We start from the raw sequence: 18657 nt of genomic DNA, 5'->3' as shown, positions 1-18657 counted from the left end.
GCCGGAACCCGCTGAATACGTCAAGATTTGCGACGTCTACGGCGCTGGCTACTTCTACATCCCCGGCACCGAAACCTGCCTGCGCATCGGCGGCTTTATCCGCTATGACATCAGCGCCGGCGAGGAAGGCAGCTTCAATGGTGCTCGCGCCTTCGACCATGAAGACGGCACCGTCAACGACACCTGGCACAAGCAGGCCCGCTTCACGCTGAAGACCTGGACCGGCCAGGAGACCGAACTCGGCACCTTGAAGACCTTCACCGAGACCCGCTGGAACTTCGGCAATGGTGATGGCGGCGTCGCCAGCAACCTCAACGGTGGCGTAAACAACGCCGTTTCGCTGAACTTCGCCTGGATCCAGCTCGGTGGTCTCCGCGTCGGTAAGGATGAATCGGCCTTCAATACGTTCATCGGCTACGCCGGCAACGTCATCCAGGATACGCTCGTTCCCTACGGCGATTTCGACTCCAACGTCGTCCAGTACTACTTCGACGCTGGCAACGGCTTCTCGGCCGTGGTCTCTCTTGAAGAAGGCTCGGGCCTCAAGGGCACGATCGACAGCTACGTTCCGCATGTCGTCGGCGGCGTGAAGTACACGCAGGGCTGGGGTGCCATCACCGGTGTCGTGGCTTATGACAGCAACTACGAAGAAGTTGCCGGCAAAGTCCGCTTGGACGTGAACGTCAATGACGCCATACAGCTGTGGGTCATGGGCGGTTACGGTTCCGATGACAATCTCTCGGATCCGACCTGGGCCATTCCGGCTGGCGGTCGCGGCTTCTTCAAGCAGTGGGGCGGCAACTGGGCGATCTGGGGCGGTGGCACCTACAAGTTCAACGAGAAGACCTCGTTCAACACCCAGATTTCGTATGACGAGGACCAGAACCTCGGCGTGGCGGCGAACATCGCCTACGACGTCGTTCCTGGTCTCACGGTCACGGCCGAAGTCGACTACGTCAATGAAGGCGACTCCAACTGGACTGGCATTCCGGCCGGTGAGGATAGCGCCATTGGCGGCATCCTCCGCTTCCAGCGCTCGTTCTAAGGGCTGGTTCCTTACAGGTGAAATCCAGCCCGGGCGCTTCAACGCCTGGGCTGTTTTTGTTTCGTGACTGGACTTGGTCAAGAAGAAGGAAAAGGGGGAATCGGTAGCTGAAAAGGTCTGAAGGTGATTTCGTGGGATCCCCCTCGGGTGGATGAAATCGACCGTCCGACTTAAAACTCTTGAAAGGACGTCTCCGAGCGGCTAGGTCTGGACCTAATCCACTGGGGGGCGTGGCTCACAATGACAAACGAAGCTATTCAAGAGGGTGTTCCCTCTGATCATTTTGCGGTATTCTCTTCTCAAAATTCGAAGTTTAAATACACGTACAACAAGATAAGAGAAGTAAAGTCGCACAGGGTTGGAGATCTTTTTTCAGCATATCGGGATATATTGTGGGATGACGGGCGGCATAAGTACAATGTCAGCTCGTTCATCGGCGAAATAGATGAAATTCTCCTTGGGGAGCGTTTCAGCGCCTTTGACCAGAGTACCCTGGACAACCTTATCGGCACCTTGCGTCAGCGCGGCAACAGCAACGCGACCATCAATCGAAAGATGGCTGCTCTCAGCAAACTGCTGCGCAAGGCTCATAAAATGGGAGATATCCACAGCCTGCCCGAGTTCCGCCGCCAGAAGGAGCGGGCGGGACGGATTCGTTTCCTCGAGAGGGACGAAGAAGCCAGGCTGTTCGCCGCCATCAAGAGCCGCAGCGAGGATNGCGAGGATGCCTACAGGCTTTCCGTCTTCCTGGTCGATAGCGGATGCCGTCTCGGCGAAGCACTCGGGTTGATCTGGAACGACATCCAGGAGCATCGCGTCAGTTTCTGGATCACCAAATCCGGCCGCAGCCGCACCATTCCGATGACCGAGCGGGTCAAGGAGGTCATCAAGCTGCCGCCCGCCGAAGGCCGCCGGCCCAAGGGACCGTTCACCAAGCTCAGCCAGGCACAGTTCCGTGCCATCTGGAACGATGCAAAGGCCGAAGTCGGCCTCGGCGCCGACGACCAGGTGGTGCCGCACATATTGCGCCACACCTGCGCCTCGCGTCTTGTCCAGGGCGGCATCGACATCAGGCGCGTGCAAATGTGGCTAGGCCACCAGACGCTGTCGATGACCATGCGCTACGCGCATCTGGCCACCAACGATCTCGACGGCTGTGTCATCGTGCTGGAAACGCCTCGATCGGCCCAGCCGGCCGGCAACTGCGCGCAAGGCTCCGTGTTTTCATCGCCTGTGACGGTGCCTTCGTCGCCGACCGCAGCGCGGAAACCAAGGGGCGAAGCCGCTGCAGCAAAGGAGTTGCCGAAAGCGCCCAGGAAAAGTGCAAAAGCCAAATAGCGACTGGAAGATCCAGCCTATACTATAGTAGCTTTGCCAGGACGCTGTTTCTTCTTGGGCGTTATTCAGGGCTATTCTGCTGTTCGGCCCGGTCGAGAAAAGCTGCAATGTCGTCGGGCAGGCTGCTGGTCTCGAGGAATGGTGCATGGCCCTGACCCGCGACGGTTATCGCTTCCATCTTGGAATGGCGCTCTCTCATCCGTTTCAGCGTGTCTGTGGACAGCAACTTCGAATTGGCGCCGCGTATGGTGAGCAGAGGAATCGCGGCCAACGCCTCGAATTGCGGCCATAGATCAGGCAGCGGCTGCGTCAGGTCGAGACTGGCAACCGTGTCGACCAGGTTCGGGTCGAAATCCGGCACCAGGCCACCATCCGTTTCGCGGTAGAGGGCCCATACCATTCGATCCCAATCCGCCCCGGCAAGGGCAGGGAAGTCCTTGCCATGCACGCTGCGCTGGGCGGCAGTCGCCTGTGCGCCGGTTTTCGGTGTCGGGTGGCGCTCGAGATAAGACTGGATGTGGGCGAGTCCAACCGCCTCGATCACCGGTCCGATGTCGTTGAAAACAATGGCTCTCAGCATAGCCGGCCGCATCATCCCAAGCACATGGATGATCAACCCGCCGCGCGACGTGCCGATGAAGGCCCCCTCGTTGACGCCGAGCGCCGCCAACCCGGCAAGGACGTCGCCAGCCTCGACGCCGACATTGTAGTTTTTGACGTCGGGATCGTAGGCGGATTTCCCGCGCCCGCGATAGTCGAAGGCAACGACCTTTCGCGGATTTGCCGCGCGCGTCGACAGGTAGAGCGCCAGCTCATGAAAATCCCGGGCATTGCGGGTCAGGCCGGCCAGGCAGACGACCGCCCAGGAGCCGGACTTGGTCTCGCCGTAGACCCGGGCATGGAGCTGGAGCCCATCCGTTGAGGCATAGAAAAAATCGGAAAAGCCTTCGTGGTTTGGCATGCGGATTCCTCCGTCGTGTAGATCGTCTGCGACTGCTACAGGCGGCGGCACGGACGGTCAAATTGAAGGAAGTAGCGCCCGAAATTTTGAAATTTGGCGGGACAGCACCCCCCTCTGGCCTGCCGGCCATCTCCCCCGCAAGGAGGGAGATGGAATTCCTGAGATGTCTGCCCGGCACGGAGCCCCACCCCTAACCCCTCCCCACAAGGGGGAGGGAGACTTCCGTTGGCGCTGACCCAGGAGAATCGCCTGTCTTTTCGGCGCCAAGAAGAATTAAACGCACGCGGCAGCGTTCCCTCCCCCTTGTGGGGAGGGTTAGGGTGGGGTTCTTCTTCGCAAGAATTCATACGCGATAGCCCTGCCACTTGCGGGAGGGATGCCCGGCAGGCAGAGGGGGTGTGAAGGGACTCGACTCAAAGATGTAGAGCGCTGGGCAAATACCGCAACAAGAAGGCTGGCACACCTATCATGCCTCAACTCCGCCCGTTCACCAGATCCCCCACAATGTCGTACTTGCCCGAAATACGCATCTTGTAGACCTCGTAATTCTCCATCACGCGCTGCACGTAACTTCTTGTTTCCGTGTAGGGAATCCGCTCGATCCAGTCGACGACGGCATCGATGTCCTTGCCGCGCGGGTCGCCGTAACGGGCCACCCACTGGCTGGCCCGGTTTGGGCCGGCATTGTAGCCGGCGAAAGTCAGTACGTAGGAGCCGTTGAAGCGTTCGAGCTGCTCGCCGAGGAACGCGGCGCCCAGCGTCGCATTGTAACCGGCGTCGGTGGTCAGCCGCATCTGCGAAAACTGCAATCCGGCCTTCTTCGCCAATTGCTTGGCGGTTCCCGGCATCAGCTGCAGCAGCCCGCGCGCGCCTGCGCTCGACACGGCGCCGATATTGAACTCGCTTTCCTGGCGCGCAATCGCATAGGCCAGCGCCTTGCCCGAGCCGGAAATGTCGGCCGAATCGGGAATGACGCCGAGCGGATGCGACAGCGCGCCGACATCGATGCCACGCGCGCCGGCGATCTTGCCGATTTTCAGCGCCATGAAATGGTTGCCTTGCTTTTCCGCAAGGACAGCCAGCAGCGCCAGTTCGCCCGGACTGGTCAACTGCCCGGCAAGGTCGCGATAGAGCGTCTCGGCGTAGCGGTCGTAGCCTGCTTCTTGCAGCCGCTTGATGGCGCTGACCGCCTCGCGGCCGGCAAAAGTCTGCCGGTCGGCGGCACTTGGCGAGGGATAGACGATGTTCAGCGCCTGCCGGCCGACACGTTCGGCGGCAAGCTGGCCGTAAAATGTCGTTCCGTAGGCAGCGGCGCGTGCAAAATAGTCCTTGGCGTTGCCCGGGCCACCGACTTCCGCCGCACGGCCGAGCCAGTAATAGGCACGCGACAGCGTCATTGGCCCCTGCGCTAGGTCGGCGATGCGCTCGAAATGCGTTGCCGCGAGCTTGGGGTCGTTCAGGCCACGCAGCGCGTACCAGCCGGCATGGAATTCGGCGTCCACCGCATTGGTGGCACTTTCGGCGGCGTGGCTTGCGACGATCCGGTAGGCCGTCTTCATGTCGCCCTGGTCGACCAGTTCGCGCGACAACACGCGGCGCTCGACCCACCACGCATCCGGATCGACCAGTGCATCGCGATCGGTCGGTGCCTGCATCACAATGGCTGCGGCGCCGGCAAAATCCTGTTGCTTGCGCCGATATTCAGCTTGCGCGAACAAATAGCCGGCCGAACGTTGTGCCGCCGGCACCGCCTTCAGCAGTTTGGCAGCGCTCTTGTCACTTCTGCCGACCGCTGCCCAGGCGTCCGCAAGCTGGCGCGCGCCGGCGAGATCGGCGATACGCAGTGCGGAATTTGCGCGGTCGGCATAGAACATGCGCTCCATGCGAAAACGGTGATCGGCAGCCGGGATCAGGCTGCCGAACTCCTTGATCAGCGCCGTCTCATCCTTGGCCTCCAGGATCGTGGTGCGCCAGAACGGTGACAGCACCGAACGCGCCGCCTTGACATTGCCCGATGCCACATAAGCGCGGGCAAGCGACATCACACCTTCGAATGTCTGCGGCTGGCTGCCGTCGAATGCCGCAATGATGACGTCTGGGGCAGGGTTCTCGCGATAAAGTGCGCGCTCGCTGTTCTTGCGCAGCGCGACGGTGCCCGGCCAGTTGGGCAGCATCTTCGCCGCGGCGGCAATGTCGCCGCTCGGAACCTTGTCGCCGCCATAAAGCGCGATCGCCCAGGCAAGGATGTGCTGGTCGAGCGAATGGGCGGGAAGGGCATCGCGCACCGCACGGGCGCTGGTACTGTCGCCAGCCGCTAGCGCATCCAGCCCGCTCTTCAAAAGGGCGACGCCGGGCGAGGTATCTTCTTGCGCTTTGTCCCGCAGATCGGGCATCGGAATGGCCGAGCTTGGCAACGGAATGGCCGAAGTGAGCTGTACATCGACGCTACCGCCGATCGCCATGCCCGGCATCAGCGAGAGCGTGGCGCCAAGCAGCGCGAAGAGGTGAGGCCTACTGGCCAGCATGATCTTTACGTCTTTCCCTGTCCTGGCATTCTACCAGCAGGCCGAGAAGGCTCGAAGCCTAAACTTAGGTCGTGAAGAGCTCGTAAACAAAGAGTTAGCGAGGCCGTTCGAATTGCGCTGCTGGCACCATCGCAATGCTTGCCGCGCAACAATGTCGAGACTATGGTGCGCCGCTTCGCTTTCGGCTAGAAGGCGCGCACGACAAAACACCGATGCATGTCGCCCAAGAACTGGATACCGGTTTTGGGACGATGGCCTGCATAAACAATGAAGTCCCAAGGAGTTGGACGATATGCTGAGAGGCTCGCTTACTGCGCTCGTGACACCGTTCGAAAAGAGCGGGCGTTTCGACGAGAAAGCCTTTCGCGCGTTCGTCGAATGGCAACTCGCCGAGGGCACGGCGGGACTGGTTCCCGTGGGCACGACCGGCGAGTCGCCGACGCTGTCGCATGACGAGCATCGCCAGGTCGTCAAGGTGTGCATCGAGGTTGCCAAGGGACGCGTTCCGGTCGTCGCCGGCGCCGGTTCCAACAATACCGAGGAAGCCGTCGGCCTGGTACAATATGCCGAGAAGGCCGGCGCCGATGCCGCCCTGGTCGTCACGCCCTATTACAACAAGCCGACACAACGCGGCCTGTACGAGCACTTCGCGGCTGTCGCCAGGGCGACCAAGCTGCCGATCATCATCTACAACATCCCGCCGCGCTCGGTGATCGACATGATGCCGGAGACGATGGGCCGGCTCGCGCACGACTTCAAGAACATCGTCGGCGTCAAGGATGCAACCGGCAAGGTCGAACGGGTCTCCGAGCAGCGCGCGACATGTGGCAAGGATTTCATCCAGCTTTCGGGCGAGGACGCTTCGGCGCTTGGTTTCAATGCGCATGGCGGCGTCGGCTGCATCTCGGTGACCTCGAACGTCGCGCCGCGGCTGTGTGCCGAATTCCAGGAGGCGACCCTGTCCGGCGACAGCGCGAAGGCACTGGAACTACAGGACCGTTTGCTGCCGCTGCACAAGGCGATCTTCGTCGAGCCTGGCGTTTCCGGCGCGAAATATGCGCTCTCTCAACTGGGCAAGGTCGAGAATGTGCTGCGCTCTCCGCTGGTCACGATCGAACAATCGACCGCAGAGAAGATCGATGCGGCGATGAAGCACGCCGGCTTGATTAATTAGCGATGAGGCGCCACCTCTCCACATCATGAATCAAGTCAGAAAAGCCGATCCCAACAACAAGACCGTTTCGGAAAACCGCAAGGCGCGGTTTTCCTACGAGGTGCTCGACACGATCGAGGCCGGCTTGGTGCTGACCGGCACCGAGGTCAAGTCGCTGCGCCAGGGCCAGGCCAACATCCAGGACAGCTATGCCTCGGTCGAAGGCGGCGAGATCTGGCTGATCAACTCGTATTTGCCGGAATATCTGCAGGCCAACCGGTTCAACCACGAGCCGCGCCGGCGCCGCAAGCTGCTGCTCAACAAGCGCGAGATGGCGAAACTGGCGCAAAGCGTCGACCGCGAAGGCATGACCCTGGTGCCGCTGAAAATCTATTTCAACGATCAGGGCCGCGCAAAGCTGCTGCTCGCGGTCGGTCGCGGCAAGAAGTTGCACGACAAGCGCGAATCCGAGAAGCAGCGCGACTGGTCGCGCGAGAAGGGTCGGCTCTTGAAAGAGCGCGGGTAGGTAAAACAGCGCGGGTAGGTTGGGGCCATTCGTTTGAAGAACCGGATTGTCCTCGTGGGTTTGGCCAGCCTTGCCGTGGTATGTTTGGTCGCAGCGGGCGGCTATCTCTATTTCAGGTCATTCTCGCCGGACCGCAATAGATATCCGGTCAGGGGCATCGACGTCTCCCATCATCAGGGCCGGATCGACTGGCGGCGCGTTGCCTCCGACGACGTCGCCTTTGCCGTCATCAAGGCGACGGAAGGTGGTGACCACATCGACGATGCCTTCGCGAGGAATCTGGAAGAGGCCCGGGCTGCCGGTCTGGCTGTCGGCGCCTATCATTTCTTCACCTTCTGCCGGCCAGGTGGCGACCAGGCGAAGAATTTCATCTCGGTGGTACCACGCGATCGGCCCTTGCTGCCGCCGGTCGTCGACATCGAGTTCGGCGGCAACTGTCCGCAGCGGCCAACGCCGGAGCAACTGAGCGCCGAACTGGCGGCGTTCCTCGCCCCTGTCGAGGCGGCGTTCGGCAAGCCGGCGATCATCTATCTGACCGACGAGGCCGCGCGGACCTATGCCGGGCGCATCACTGCGCGCCCGCACTGGCTTCGCTCATTGCTTCAGGAGCCGGACCGCGACGACTGGATCTTGTGGCAATACCACAACAGGGGTCGCGTCGACGGCGTCGAAGGCGATGTCGACCTGAATGTGCTGCAGGGTGGGCCTGCGATGTTGAACGTGCTGTCTGCGCCGCTGCGCTGACAAGTCCGCCGACGCCAGATTCTGTTCCCGCAGAACATCCGCTACGTCCGCAGGAATTTCGCTATCTGGCTGAAAACACCAACGAACATCGCCTCGGTCAGCACGCCGGTATTGGTATTGTAGCGTGAACAGTGATAGCTCGAAAACAGCGTGATGTTCCCGGCCGGCAGTTGTCCGCCATGCTTGAACGGATAGGCGGCGACACGCCTACCCAGTGCCCGCACGGTCGACTGGTGCGCGATCGATCCCAGTGCCAGCACGGCGCGCAAATTGGGGAACCGGGCAATTGTCGGCACCAGGAACGTCCGGCATGTGGCGATTTCGGCGCCCGCCGGCTTGTTCTCCGGCGGGACGCAGCGCACCGCATTGGTGATCGCCGTGCCGACCAGTTCCAGTCCGTCATCTGGCCGAGCCTTGAACTCGCCGCGTGCAAAGCCGTGCAAAATCAGGGTCGAGTAGAGCAGGTCGCCGGCAAAGTCGCCGGTGAAAGGGCGTCCGGTACGGTTGGCACCGCGCAAGCCAGGCGCCAGTCCGACGATAAGCAACCGAACCGTGGCATCGCCTTCCGGCGGCAGGAAAGTCGGCACCGGCGCATTGAACCAGGACGGTTCGCGCTGCCGCCACTCGGCGATGAAATCATGCAGCCGTGGGCAGAGCGGGCAATCGCGATCGGGTTCGGATGCGGAACGGGCGGTCAAAGCGACCGGCCTCAATAGTCGTCCTCGTCGACTTCGGCCGGCTCTGGCCGGCGCACCGGCCGCTCGGACGGATCGCGGCCAACCTCGTTCTTCAGTGTCGTCAGGTCGATGAAATGGTCGGCCTGGCGACGCAGATCGTCGGAGATCATCGGCGGCTGAGAGGCCATGGTCGAGACGATCGACACCTTGCGGCCACGCCGCTGCAGCGCCTCGACCAGTGTGCGGAAATCGCCGTCGCCGGAAAAGATGACGTAGTGGTCGACGACATCGGCGAGTTCCAGCGCATCGACCGTGAGCTCTATGTCCATATTGCCCTTGATCTTGCGGCGGCCCGTCGAGTCGGTAAATTCCTTGGCCGGCTTGGTAACCACCTTGAAGCCGTTATAGTCGAGCCAGTCGATCAGCGGACGGATCGAGGAGTATTCCTGATCCTCGACCAGCGCCGTGTAATAATAGGCGCGCAGCAGATAACCACGCTTCTGGAAGCTCGCCAGAAGCTTGCGATAGTCGATGTCGAAGCCTAGCGCGCGCGACGTCGCATAGAGATTGGCGCCGTCGATGAATAGGGCGATTTTTTCACGAGGGTCGAACATGGAAAATTATTCCTTCTCGAAATAAATGGCCGTCTTAACGAAATGCGATAGCGACGTTCGGTCAGGCTCATAATAAACCGGCTGACCTCTATGCCATCCGAGATAGCGCCAGTTTCGCGGCAATCCAAGGGCGTGTTGCAGCACAGCAAGCAATTGTGATCGGCACACCGAACGCATACGTGCAGGCTGATTTTGCGGAATCGGGTGTTTGACCCAGAGAATGAGCGCCCTGCAGCCCCGCCATTGCCATGATGCTTGTATTTTGGCGGCGTTCGGGTTATGGACCGCGCCTGTTTTCCATCAAATCCATCGCATGAAAGGGGCATCCATGGCCCGCGTAACCGTTGAAGATTGCATCGACAAGGTCGACAACCGCTTCGAGCTGGTGCTGTTGGCCGGCCACCGCGCCCGGCAGATCAGCCAGGGCGCACCGATCACCGTGCCGCGTGACAACGACAAGAACCCGGTCGTAGCGCTGCGCGAGATCGCCGACGAGACCCTGTCGCCCGACGACCTCAAGGAAGATCTGATCCATTCGCTGCAGAAGCATGTCGAGGTCGACGAGCCCGAAGCTGATGGCGAGGCGATTGCCGATCAGACCGGCGCCGCTGTCGCGGCCACCGACGCCGACGACACCGAGGAGAACATCACCTTCGATCGCATGACCGAGGAAGATCTCCTGGCCGGCATCGAGGGCCTGGTACCGCCGGAAAAGAGTGACGACTACTAAGCGAGCGCTCTGGACCTGCCTGGAATACGTTTCCGGCACTTCCGTCCAGTCAGTTCCGTGGCTATCTATGAGGTGCGCCGTACGCTAGTGCGGCGCATCAATCATTTCACCGCTGCGAGATCCCGCCCATGATGCGTCAGTATGAGCTTGTCGAGCGCGTCCAGCGCTACAAGCCTGACGTCAACGAGGCGTTGCTCAACAAGGCTTATGTCTACGCCATGCAGAAGCATGGCCATCAGAAACGCGCTTCCGGCGATCCCTATTTCTCGCATCCGCTCGAAGTCGCTGCCATCCTCACCGAAATGCATATGGACGAGGCGACGATCGCGGTCGCCCTGCTGCACGACACGATTGAGGACACCACGGCGACACGGGCCGAGATCGATGAGCTGTTCGGGCCCGAAATGGGCAAGCTGGTCGAGGGACTGACCAAGCTGAAGAAGCTCGACCTCGTGTCGAAGAAGGCCGAGCAGGCGGAAAACCTGCGCAAGCTTCTGCTGGCGATTTCGGAAGATGTCCGCGTGCTTCTGGTCAAGCTCGCCGACCGCCTGCACAACATGCGAACCCTCGACCATATGCCGGAGGCCAAGCGCCTGCGCATCGCCGAGGAGACGATGGACATCTATGCGCCGCTGGCCGGCCGCATGGGCATGCAAGGCATGCGCGAAGAGCTCGAGGAGATCGCCTTCCGCTTCATCAATCCGGAGGCCCATCGCGCCGTCACTGCCCGGCTCGCCGAAATCTTCGAGCGCAATAAGGGTGTGCTGTCCGAGATCGAAAAGGCGCTGTCAGGGCTGTTCGAGAAGCATGCGATCAATGCCAGCGTGAAAAGCCGTCAGAAGAAGCCGTGGTCCGTGTTCCGCAAGATGGAGGCCAAGGCGCTGTCCTTCGAGCAGCTGTCGGACATTTTTGGCTTCCGCGTCGTCGTCGACACCATCGAGGACTGTTACCGGGCGCTTGGCGCCATTCACACGACATGGTCGATGGTGCCGGGCCGCTTCAAGGATTACATTTCGACGCCGAAGCAGAATGATTACCGATCGATCCACACCACGATCGTCGGGCCTTCGCGTCAGCGCGTCGAGCTGCAGATCCGCACCCGAGAGATGAACAAGATTGCCGAATACGGCGTTGCGGCCCATTCGATCTACAAGGATACCGGCGGCAAGACGAACGGTGCCGCCCATGCGATCTCGAAAGAGACCAACGCATACGCCTGGCTGCGGCGCACCATCGAGCAGCTTGCCGAGGGTGACAATCCCGAGGATTTCCTCGAAAACACCAAGCTGGAGCTGTTCCAGGACCAGGTATTTTGCTTCACCCCGAAAGGCATGCTGATTGCGCTGCCGCGCGGCGCGACACCGATCGACTTTGCCTATGCGGTGCATACCGATGTGGGTGACACGTGCGTCGGCGCCAAGGTCAACGGGCGCATCATGCCGCTGATGACAGAACTGAAGAACGGCGACGAGGTCGAGATCATCCGCTCCAAGGCACAGGTGCCGCCGGCGGCGTGGGAATCGGTCGTCGTCACCGGCAAAGCGCGCTCGGCCATCCGCCGTGCCACCAAGAACGCCATCCGCAAGCAATATTCAGGTCTCGGCATCCGCATCCTGGAACGCGCCTTCGAGCGCGCCGGCAAGACTTTCACCAAGGAGAGCCTGAAGCAGGTGCTGCACCGGTTGGCGCGCAAGGACATCGAGGATGTGCTGGCCTCAGTTGGGCGTGGCGAGCTTGCCTCCGCCGACGTCATGAAGGCAGTATTCCCCGACTACAAGGACGAGCGCATCACCACGGCTGCACCCAAGCCCCGCGAGGAGGGCTGGTCGAAGATCCGCAATGCCGCCGGCATGCTGTTCCAGATTCCGGGCCGCGCCGCGCGCAAGGACAAGGACCAGCCACGTGATGGCGCCGTGCCGATCCGCGGCGTGCGCGGCGACCTGCCAGTGCGTTTCGCGCCCGAAGGTGCGGTCCCTGGCGACCGCATCGTCGGTATCGTCCAGCCGGGCACCGGCATCACCATCTATCCGATCCAGTCGCCGGCGCTGCAGGCTTTCGACGATCAGCCAGAACGCTGGATCGACGTGCGCTGGGACATTGACGAGCGCACCAAGGAACGCTTTCCGGCGCGCGTCTCGGTCACCGCCATCAATGCACCGGGTTCGCTCGCCGATATCGCCCAGGTGGTGGCGTCGAACGACGCCAACATCCACACGCTGTCGATGGTGCGCACCGCGCCCGACTTCACCGAAATGCTGATCGATCTCGAGGTCTGGGATCTGAAGCATCTGAACCGGCTGCTGTCGCAGCTCAAGGACAATACGAGCGTCAGCGACGCACGGCGTGTGAATGGGTGAATAGTGAATAGTGAATAGTGAATAGTGAATAGTGAAAGAAGGTGCTCGCTACCATTCACCATTCACCGCATGGAGCAAACAATGAACACTGATGAAGTGCTGGACATTTTCCGCGAGGCCGGTGCTGTTCTGGAAGGGCATTTCATTTTGACCTCGGGCCTGCGCAGTCCGGTCTTCCTGCAGAAGGCGCGCGTGTTCATGCATGCCGACAAGACCGAACGGCTGTGCACGGCGTTGGCCGAGAAGATCCGCGCGGGCGTGCCCGGCAAGATCGACTACGTCGTCGGCCCGGCAATCGGCGGGCTGATCCCGGCTTACGAGACTTCGCGCCATCTCGGCGTGCCGGCGATCTGGGTCGAGCGGGAAGGGGGCGAGTTCCGCCTGCGCCGCTTCGAGATTACCAAGGGCGCGCGCGTCGTCATCGTCGAAGACATCGTCACCACCGGCCTGTCGATCCGCGAGACCGTCGCGTGCCTGCGCGAGCTTGGCGCCGAAGTGGTTGCCGCGGCCTGCATCATCGACCGTTCGGCCGGCAAGACGGATGTCGGCGTGCCGCTGATCGCACTCGCCGAATATGAGGTTCCGGCCTATCCGGCCGACCGGCTGCCGCCGGAGCTGGCCGCCATCCCGGCGATCAAGCCCGGCAGCCGCAACATCTGACCATCCATGTCGCCCAAAAGTGTGGAGCGGTTTTGGGGTAACGAGATGCATGAAAACAAATTGGATATGATTGCCGGCATCGATCATTTCGTGTTGACGGTCGCTTCGCTGGAAGTGACCTGTGACTTTTATCAGCGCGTGCTGGGCTTTGAACGCATCGATACGCCGGGCCGGCCGACAGCACTGGCTTTCGGCACCCAGAAGATCAATGTGCATGAGGTTAGCCGCACCTTCGAGCCGAAAGCCAAGGCGCCGACGCCGGGCTCGGGCGACTTCTGCTTGATCACAGACCGGCCGTTGGGCGAAGTCAGCACCCATCTTGCTGCCAATGATGTGGTGGTGGAACTAGGTCCGGTCGAACGTGTCGGGGCCCGAGGACCGATGATATCGGTCTATTTTCGCGACCCGGACGGCAATCTGATCGAGGTCAGCGAATACCTCCCGTAGCCGCAGGCCAGGCTACGCCTTTCGGCGATCCGACTGTCCGTTCCTTAAATTCGCCGCTATTGTCCAATGTTCGAAGCAAGGACTGCCACCGCGAAGGCGGCAACAAGCGCGCACGAAAGGTGTTTGGTTGTTCTCCCGCCGGCGCGTGGCTATATCAAAGTTGCGATTGCCATAGGGTGATCGTCAAGCGCAAGATGTGGCTGTCACGTCCGGCTGAAAGTGCCGGCGCGGAAGCTGTGGAACGGGAACAGAGTGCTTTTTCGACGCCGCAAGCCTGATGGCCTATTCGAACGGGTGCGCACCTACCTTTGGCCGCGCCGCTCGTTTTCGCGCTCGCTTCAATATTTTTCCAAACGCATCCTGCGGCTGAAGGCCACACCGCACGCGGTGGCGGCCGGCGTCGCTGCCGGCGTCTTCGCTTCGTTCTTTCCCGTCGGCTTCCATTTCATCATCGCCGCCGTCCTTTGCTGGGTGATTGCCGGCAATCTGGTCGCGGCGGCACTCGGCGCGGTGTTCTTCGGCAATCCGCTGACATTTCCTCTGCTGTGGGGCGCCTCCTGGGAAACAGGCAAGCTCATCCTGCATGATCGCCTGCCGCAGCACGGGCCGCCGGCACATCTGGGCGAGATGCTGCATAGCCTGTCCTTTGCGCAATTGTGGAAACCTATCCTTGAGCCGATGCTGATCGGCGCGGTTCCGCTCGGGTTGGTGTTCGGACTGCTGTTCTATGGCGTCACGCGCTGGGGCATGAACGCTTTCCGCGAGCAGCGGCGCAAGCGCCTGGCCGAGCGTGCACGCCGACATCAGCAATCGTCTCATCCTGGCGCCAGCATCGGTTCCGCCGCACGATGATCATCGGCATCGGCAGCGACCTGATCGATATCAGACGCATCGAGAAGTCGCTGGAACGTCACGGTCGGCGTTTCATCCAGAGAATCTACACCGAGGTCGAAGAGGCCCGCTCCGAGAACCGCCGGGCGCGTGCGGCGTCCTACGCCAAGCGCTTCGCCGCCAAGGAGGCCTGCGCCAAGGCGCTGGGCACCGGTCTGGCGCAGGGCGTGTTCTGGCGCGACATGGGTGTCGTCAACATGCCCAGCGGCGCGCCGACCATGGCGCTGACGGGAGGCGCACAGGCGCGGCTGGCCAAAATCCTGCCAAACGGTCATCGGGCGGCAATCCATCTCACAATCACGGACGATTTCCCGCTCGCCCAAGCCTTTGTGATCATCGAGGCGTTGCCCGTCGAAGAAGCGCCACATTGATTGCATCTGACGACCGGCATTGACGTTGCCCAGCGCGCGCCGAGACTCTATACCATCCAACGCACAATCGAGGACGACATGAGCGTGGCTGAAAAAACTGTGAAGAAATCCGGCGGCCTTGGCGAGACCGTCAGCGTCATCGTGCAGGCGCTTTTGCTCGCCCTGGTCATCCGCACGCTCTTGTTCCAACCCTTTTCGATCCCATCGGGATCGATGCGGCCGACGCTTCTGGAAGGTGATTATCTGTTCGTCACCAAATGGTCCTACGGCTATTCGCGCTATTCGCTTCCTTTCGGTCCCGACATCTTTTCGGGTCGCATCTGGGGCTCCGAGCCCAAGCGCGGCGATGTGGTGGTGTTCAAGTTCCCGCCGGACCCGTCCGTCGACTACATCAAGCGCGTTATCGGCCTGCCCGGCGACAAGATCCAGGTCAAGGACGGCCAGCTTTTCATCAACGGCGAAGGCGTGCCGCGCGTGAAAACCGGCCAGATCGACAATCCCGACATTACCGAGGAATCGCGCCCTATCGACGTCTATCGCGAGACCTTGCCCAATGGCGTCAGCTATGACACGCTCGACTTGAATTCGAATTCGATCGGCGACAATACGCGCGAATTCGACGTGCCGCCCGGCCATTATTTCATGATGGGTGATAACAGGGACAATTCCGCCGACAGCCGTTTCACTGTCGGCTACGTTCCCGCAGAAAATCTGGTTGGTCGCGCCAATCTTGTTTTCTTCTCTATCGCCGGCAAGGCGAGCCCGCTCGAAATCTGGGAATGGCCGTCGCTGATGCGTGCTTCGCGCCTGTTCCACTTCGTCAATTGATGGCTTTGAAGCGCCCGACAGGCGAAACACTGGCCGGTTTGGTGAAGGCCAAGACCGGCCACGTCTTCAAAGATATCCGGTTGCTTGAAACCGCCTTGACGCATTCCAGTGCGGTCAAGGCGGCAAGCAACAATCAGCGTCTGGAATTCCTTGGCGATCGCGTGCTTGGGCTTGTCGTCGCCGATATGCTTTTCGAAAAGTTCCCTGACGCCCCGGAGGGTGAAATCGCGCCGCGCTTCAACGCGCTGGTCGATGCGAAGACATGCTCCGAGATCGGCATCGAAATGCAGCTCGAGGATCTGGTCCGGGCCGACGCTGCCTTGAAGATGCGGTCGCGTGGCTCCGGCGGAAACTATCTGGCGGATGCGGTCGAAGCTCTGATCGCGGCGGTTTACGTCGACGGCGGCATCGAGGCCGCGCGGCGGTTTGTCCTGCGTTACTGGGAACCGCGCTCGCGGTCGGTGGTGACAAAGCCGCTCAATCCGAAATCCGATTTGCAGGAATGGATTGCCAAGACCAGCGATGCCCGCCCCGAATATGTGATCGAAAGGCGCGAAGGCCCGGACCATCAACCTGTCTTCACGGTGTCCTTGCAGGTCCGCGGCTTTGCACCGATAAGCGGCACCGGCGGCTCACGCAGGGCCGCCGAAGAAGCAGCGGCTTCGGCGTTTCTTTTGCGCGAAGGCGTCTGGGACACCGCATCGGCTCAAAAAACGGAGGGCGCGGGGCGCTCTAGAGAAGGGAGCGCGGCATGACCGCTACCGAAGAGCCGGCAACGGAAGCTACCCCCACGCATTCCGGCTTCGTCGCTCTGATCGGCGCGCCCAATGCGGGCAAGTCGACGCTGGTCAACCAGCTGGTCGGCGCCAAGGTGTCGATCGTCACGCACAAGGTGCAGACGACCCGTGCCATCGTGCGCGGCATTGCCACTCATGACAATGCGCAGATTGTATTCGTCGACACGCCCGGCATTTTCAAGCCGAGGCGGCGGCTCGACACGGCGATGGTGACTACCGCCTGGGGTGGCGCGAAGGACGCCGATATCGTGCTGCTTTTGATCGACGCCGAGCGCGGTATCCGGGGCGACGCGGACGCCATCCTCGAACGGTTGAAAGATGTGCGCCAGCCTATGGTGCTGATCCTCAACAAGGTCGACCGCGTCAAGCACGAGGCGCTGCTGGCCTTGTCGGCGGCGGCCAACGAAAGGGTGCCGTTCAAGCGCACCTTCATGGTTTCGGCGCTCACCGGCTCCGGTTGCAAGGACGTGCTCGATTATCTGGCTGAGGCTCTGCCGGCCGGCCCATGGTACTATCCGGAAGACCAGATCTCGGATCTGCCGATGCGCCAGCTCGCCGCCGAGATCACCCGCGAAAAGCTTTATCTCAGGCTGCATCAGGAACTGCCCTATTCCTCGCATATCGAAACCGAGAAATGGGAAGAGAAGCCGGACGGCTCGGTGCGTATCGACCAGACGATCTATGTCGAGCGCGACAGCCAGAAGAAGATCGTGCTCGGCCACAAGGGCGAGACCATCCGCGCGATTGGCCAAGCGGCGCGTATGGAGATAGCCGGCATCCTCGAACAGAAGGTGCACCTGTTCCTGTTCGTCAAGGTGCGCGAGAACTGGGGCGACGACCCCGAACGCTACCGCGAGATGGGGCTCGAGTTTCCGCGCTAATGCGGGATCCCGACCCGAAGGTCCACGCAACGAAAAGCGGGAACCGGAAAAGACGATGCTCAACAAATCCGCTCCCGGTCCATGGTCAGCAGGCTGAACATCGACACAGCGCTTGTCAGCCGACTGGTCGCCACGCAATTTCCCCGCTGGAAGGACCTTGCGGTCAGGCCGGTCGAGTTTGGCGGCTGGGACAACAGGACCTTCCATCTTGGCGACGAGATGACCGTGCGGTTGCCCAGCGCCACGGCCTATTCCCTGCAAGTGGAAAAGGAGCACCGCTGGCTGCCAAGGCTGGCGCCATTGCTGCCGCTGCCGATCCCCGTGCCGTTGGCGATGGGAGTTCCGGCTGAAAATTATCCCTGGCCTTGGTCCATCTACCGCTGGATCGAAGGCGAGACGGCAAAGCGGGAGCGTATCGCCAGCCTGCCGCAATTCGCGACCGATTTGGCCGCGTTCCTGGTTGCCTTGCAGCGTATCGATCCCACTGGCGGCCCGGCGCCGGGACAGCACAACTTCTTTCGCGGCGGACCGCTCAACGTCTACGATGGCGAAACCCGGGAAGCGATTGCCGCCCTCGACGGCAAGATCGATTCGGATGCCGCGAACGACGTGTGGGAGGCGGCGCTTGCCTCGAGATGGCACGGTGAGCCGGTCTGGTTCCACGGTGACGTCAGTTGGGGAAACCTGCTGGTCAGGCAAGGCCGGCTGAGCGCGGTGATCGACTTCGGAACTTCTGGTGTCGGCGATCCGGCCTGCGATCTGGCGATCGCATGGACGCTGTTTGAAGGCAAAAGCCGGGAAGCGTTCCGCGCCGGCGTTCCGGCCGATCAGGCGATGTGGGCGCGCGGTCGTGGCTGGACGCTTTGGAAGGCGCTGATCACCGTTGCCGGGCAGATAGACGTCAATCCGGTCGAGGTTGAAAAATCCCGATATGTGATCGACGAAGTGCTTGCCGACCACGTGCAGCGGGCCTGACGCGCCAGGGCGATGCGGCCAAAAATCCCGATCGGTGTCTGAAAGATTCCGTTATTTCGATAGGACGGGCCGATATTGTTCGGCAGTCTCTGCCTGAAATATATGGTTAGCCACGAAACTATCGGAGTATATATTGA

The 18657-nt window shown here is 61.3% G+C and carries 19 protein-coding genes; 15 read left to right on the top strand and 4 right to left on the bottom strand.

The window, feature by feature from the left end; genetic code table 11:
• On the top strand, positions 1 to 1045 hold a 1045-nt coding region (locus tag X744_RS144090; protein WP_023762103.1), incomplete at its 5' end, for a porin.
• Positions 1046 to 1285: 240 nt separating this feature from the next.
• Positions 1286 to 2383 carry a site-specific integrase gene (locus X744_RS144095; RefSeq protein ID WP_031261021.1) on the top strand — a complete coding sequence of 366 codons (1098 nt, stop codon included), beginning with the start codon at positions 1286 to 1288 and terminating at the stop codon, positions 2381 to 2383.
• 61 nt (positions 2384 to 2444) lie between these two features.
• Here X744_RS144095 and X744_RS144100 read toward each other — a convergent pair whose 3' ends face one another.
• Together X744_RS144100 and X744_RS144105 are read right to left on the bottom strand one after the other, a co-directional pair.
• On the bottom strand, positions 2445 to 3344 hold the full coding sequence (locus X744_RS144100) for an alpha/beta hydrolase (RefSeq protein ID WP_023762101.1): 900 nt from the start codon (positions 3342 to 3344) through the stop codon (positions 2445 to 2447).
• Between the two features lie 473 nt (positions 3345 to 3817).
• A complete protein-coding gene (locus tag X744_RS144105; RefSeq protein ID WP_023762100.1) occupies positions 3818 to 5869 on the bottom strand; it encodes a lytic transglycosylase domain-containing protein in 2052 nt (683 codons plus the stop codon).
• A gap of 292 nt (positions 5870 to 6161) precedes the next feature.
• Between X744_RS144105 and dapA the strand changes: the two genes are divergently transcribed.
• Genes dapA through X744_RS144120 form a run of 3 tightly spaced genes read left to right on the top strand, consistent with a single transcriptional unit; the run spans position 6162 to position 8292 of the window.
• Positions 6162 to 7043 (top strand): 4-hydroxy-tetrahydrodipicolinate synthase, encoded by an 882-nt coding sequence (dapA, locus tag X744_RS144110; protein WP_031261019.1) that lies wholly within the window; start codon positions 6162 to 6164, stop codon positions 7041 to 7043.
• A gap of 25 nt (positions 7044 to 7068) precedes the next feature.
• Complete coding sequence (gene smpB, locus X744_RS144115; protein WP_023762098.1) at positions 7069 to 7548, top strand: SsrA-binding protein SmpB; 480 nt, start codon at positions 7069 to 7071, stop codon at positions 7546 to 7548.
• A 33-nt stretch (positions 7549 to 7581) separates the two neighbouring features.
• On the top strand, positions 7582 to 8292 hold the full coding sequence (locus X744_RS144120) for a GH25 family lysozyme (RefSeq protein ID WP_031261018.1): 711 nt from the start codon (positions 7582 to 7584) through the stop codon (positions 8290 to 8292).
• Positions 8293 to 8333: 41 nt separating this feature from the next.
• Here the strand turns inward: X744_RS144120 and X744_RS144125 are convergent, their stop codons facing one another.
• Both X744_RS144125 and X744_RS144130 read right to left on the bottom strand, forming a co-directional pair.
• Complete coding sequence (locus tag X744_RS144125; RefSeq protein ID WP_023762096.1) at positions 8334 to 8990, bottom strand: uracil-DNA glycosylase; 657 nt, start codon at positions 8988 to 8990, stop codon at positions 8334 to 8336.
• 11 nt (positions 8991 to 9001) lie between these two features.
• Entirely contained in the window at positions 9002 to 9583 is a 582-nt protein-coding gene (locus X744_RS144130) for an NYN domain-containing protein (RefSeq protein WP_023762095.1), read from the bottom strand.
• A gap of 328 nt (positions 9584 to 9911) precedes the next feature.
• On the opposite strand from X744_RS144130, the gene rpoZ reads away from it, so the two are divergent.
• The 10 genes from rpoZ to X744_RS144180 all read left to right on the top strand — a co-directional run bounded on the left by rpoZ (position 9912) and on the right by X744_RS144180 (position 18520).
• Positions 9912 to 10313 (top strand): DNA-directed RNA polymerase subunit omega, encoded by a 402-nt coding sequence (rpoZ, locus tag X744_RS144135; protein ID WP_023762094.1) that lies wholly within the window; start codon positions 9912 to 9914, stop codon positions 10311 to 10313.
• 128 nt (positions 10314 to 10441) lie between these two features.
• A complete protein-coding gene (locus tag X744_RS144140) occupies positions 10442 to 12670 on the top strand; it encodes a bifunctional (p)ppGpp synthetase/guanosine-3',5'-bis(diphosphate) 3'-pyrophosphohydrolase (RefSeq protein WP_023762093.1) in 2229 nt (742 codons plus the stop codon).
• A gap of 81 nt (positions 12671 to 12751) precedes the next feature.
• A complete protein-coding gene (pyrE, locus tag X744_RS144145) occupies positions 12752 to 13330 on the top strand; it encodes an orotate phosphoribosyltransferase (protein WP_023762092.1) in 579 nt (192 codons plus the stop codon).
• Between the two features lie 66 nt (positions 13331 to 13396).
• Entirely contained in the window at positions 13397 to 13777 is a 381-nt protein-coding gene (locus X744_RS144150) for a VOC family protein (RefSeq protein ID WP_031261016.1), read from the top strand.
• Positions 13778 to 14029: 252 nt separating this feature from the next.
• The gene (locus X744_RS144155) at positions 14030 to 14629 is read left to right on the top strand and encodes a DUF2062 domain-containing protein (protein ID WP_031261014.1); all 600 of its coding nucleotides are present in this window, start codon (positions 14030 to 14032) and stop codon (positions 14627 to 14629) included.
• Positions 14626 to 15039 carry a holo-ACP synthase gene (gene acpS, locus X744_RS144160; protein WP_023762088.1) on the top strand — a complete coding sequence of 138 codons (414 nt, stop codon included), beginning with the start codon at positions 14626 to 14628 and terminating at the stop codon, positions 15037 to 15039. Before X744_RS144155 ends, acpS begins: the two co-directional genes overlap by 4 nt.
• Positions 15040 to 15117: 78 nt before the next feature.
• The gene (gene lepB, locus X744_RS144165) at positions 15118 to 15867 is read left to right on the top strand and encodes a signal peptidase I (protein ID WP_031261013.1); all 750 of its coding nucleotides are present in this window, start codon (positions 15118 to 15120) and stop codon (positions 15865 to 15867) included.
• Positions 15867 to 16622 (top strand): ribonuclease III, encoded by a 756-nt coding sequence (gene rnc, locus X744_RS144170; protein ID WP_023762086.1) that lies wholly within the window; start codon positions 15867 to 15869, stop codon positions 16620 to 16622. The genes lepB and rnc overlap by 1 nt, the downstream gene beginning before the upstream one ends.
• The gene (gene era, locus X744_RS144175; RefSeq protein WP_023762085.1) at positions 16619 to 17545 is read left to right on the top strand and encodes a GTPase Era; all 927 of its coding nucleotides are present in this window, start codon (positions 16619 to 16621) and stop codon (positions 17543 to 17545) included. Before rnc ends, era begins: the two co-directional genes overlap by 4 nt.
• A gap of 81 nt (positions 17546 to 17626) precedes the next feature.
• Positions 17627 to 18520: an aminoglycoside phosphotransferase family protein gene (locus tag X744_RS144180; protein ID WP_023762084.1), complete on the top strand. Its 894-nt coding sequence runs from the start codon at positions 17627 to 17629 to the stop codon at positions 18518 to 18520.
• Positions 18521 to 18657 lie beyond the last annotated feature (137 nt).

It is taken from the genome of Mesorhizobium sp. LNHC252B00, assembly GCF_000502955.1.
In the GTDB taxonomy this organism is placed as follows: domain Bacteria; phylum Pseudomonadota; class Alphaproteobacteria; order Rhizobiales; family Rhizobiaceae; genus Mesorhizobium.
Note: the sequence above shows the minus strand (reverse complement) of the source record. Positions and strands in the feature narration are given on the sequence as shown.

Coding starts and splice junctions, on each gene's coding strand:
- X744_RS144100 (WP_023762101.1), bottom strand. CDS start 3,344: ATGCCAAACCACGAAGGCTTTTCCGATTTTTTCTATGCCTCAACGGAT.
- X744_RS144105 (WP_023762100.1), bottom strand. CDS start 5,869: ATGCTGGCCAGTAGGCCTCACCTCTTCGCGCTGCTTGGCGCCACGCTC.
- dapA (WP_031261019.1), top strand. CDS start 6,162: ATGCTGAGAGGCTCGCTTACTGCGCTCGTGACACCGTTCGAAAAGAGC.
- smpB (WP_023762098.1), top strand. CDS start 7,069: ATGAATCAAGTCAGAAAAGCCGATCCCAACAACAAGACCGTTTCGGAA.
- X744_RS144130 (WP_023762095.1), bottom strand. CDS start 9,583: ATGTTCGACCCTCGTGAAAAAATCGCCCTATTCATCGACGGCGCCAAT.
- rpoZ (WP_023762094.1), top strand. CDS start 9,912: ATGGCCCGCGTAACCGTTGAAGATTGCATCGACAAGGTCGACAACCGC.
- X744_RS144140 (WP_023762093.1), top strand. CDS start 10,442: ATGATGCGTCAGTATGAGCTTGTCGAGCGCGTCCAGCGCTACAAGCCT.
- pyrE (WP_023762092.1), top strand. CDS start 12,752: ATGAACACTGATGAAGTGCTGGACATTTTCCGCGAGGCCGGTGCTGTT.
- X744_RS144150 (WP_031261016.1), top strand. CDS start 13,397: ATGATTGCCGGCATCGATCATTTCGTGTTGACGGTCGCTTCGCTGGAA.
- acpS (WP_023762088.1), top strand. CDS start 14,626: ATGATCATCGGCATCGGCAGCGACCTGATCGATATCAGACGCATCGAG.
- lepB (WP_031261013.1), top strand. CDS start 15,118: ATGAGCGTGGCTGAAAAAACTGTGAAGAAATCCGGCGGCCTTGGCGAG.
- rnc (WP_023762086.1), top strand. CDS start 15,867: ATGGCTTTGAAGCGCCCGACAGGCGAAACACTGGCCGGTTTGGTGAAG.
- era (WP_023762085.1), top strand. CDS start 16,619: ATGACCGCTACCGAAGAGCCGGCAACGGAAGCTACCCCCACGCATTCC.
- X744_RS144180 (WP_023762084.1), top strand. CDS start 17,627: ATGGTCAGCAGGCTGAACATCGACACAGCGCTTGTCAGCCGACTGGTC.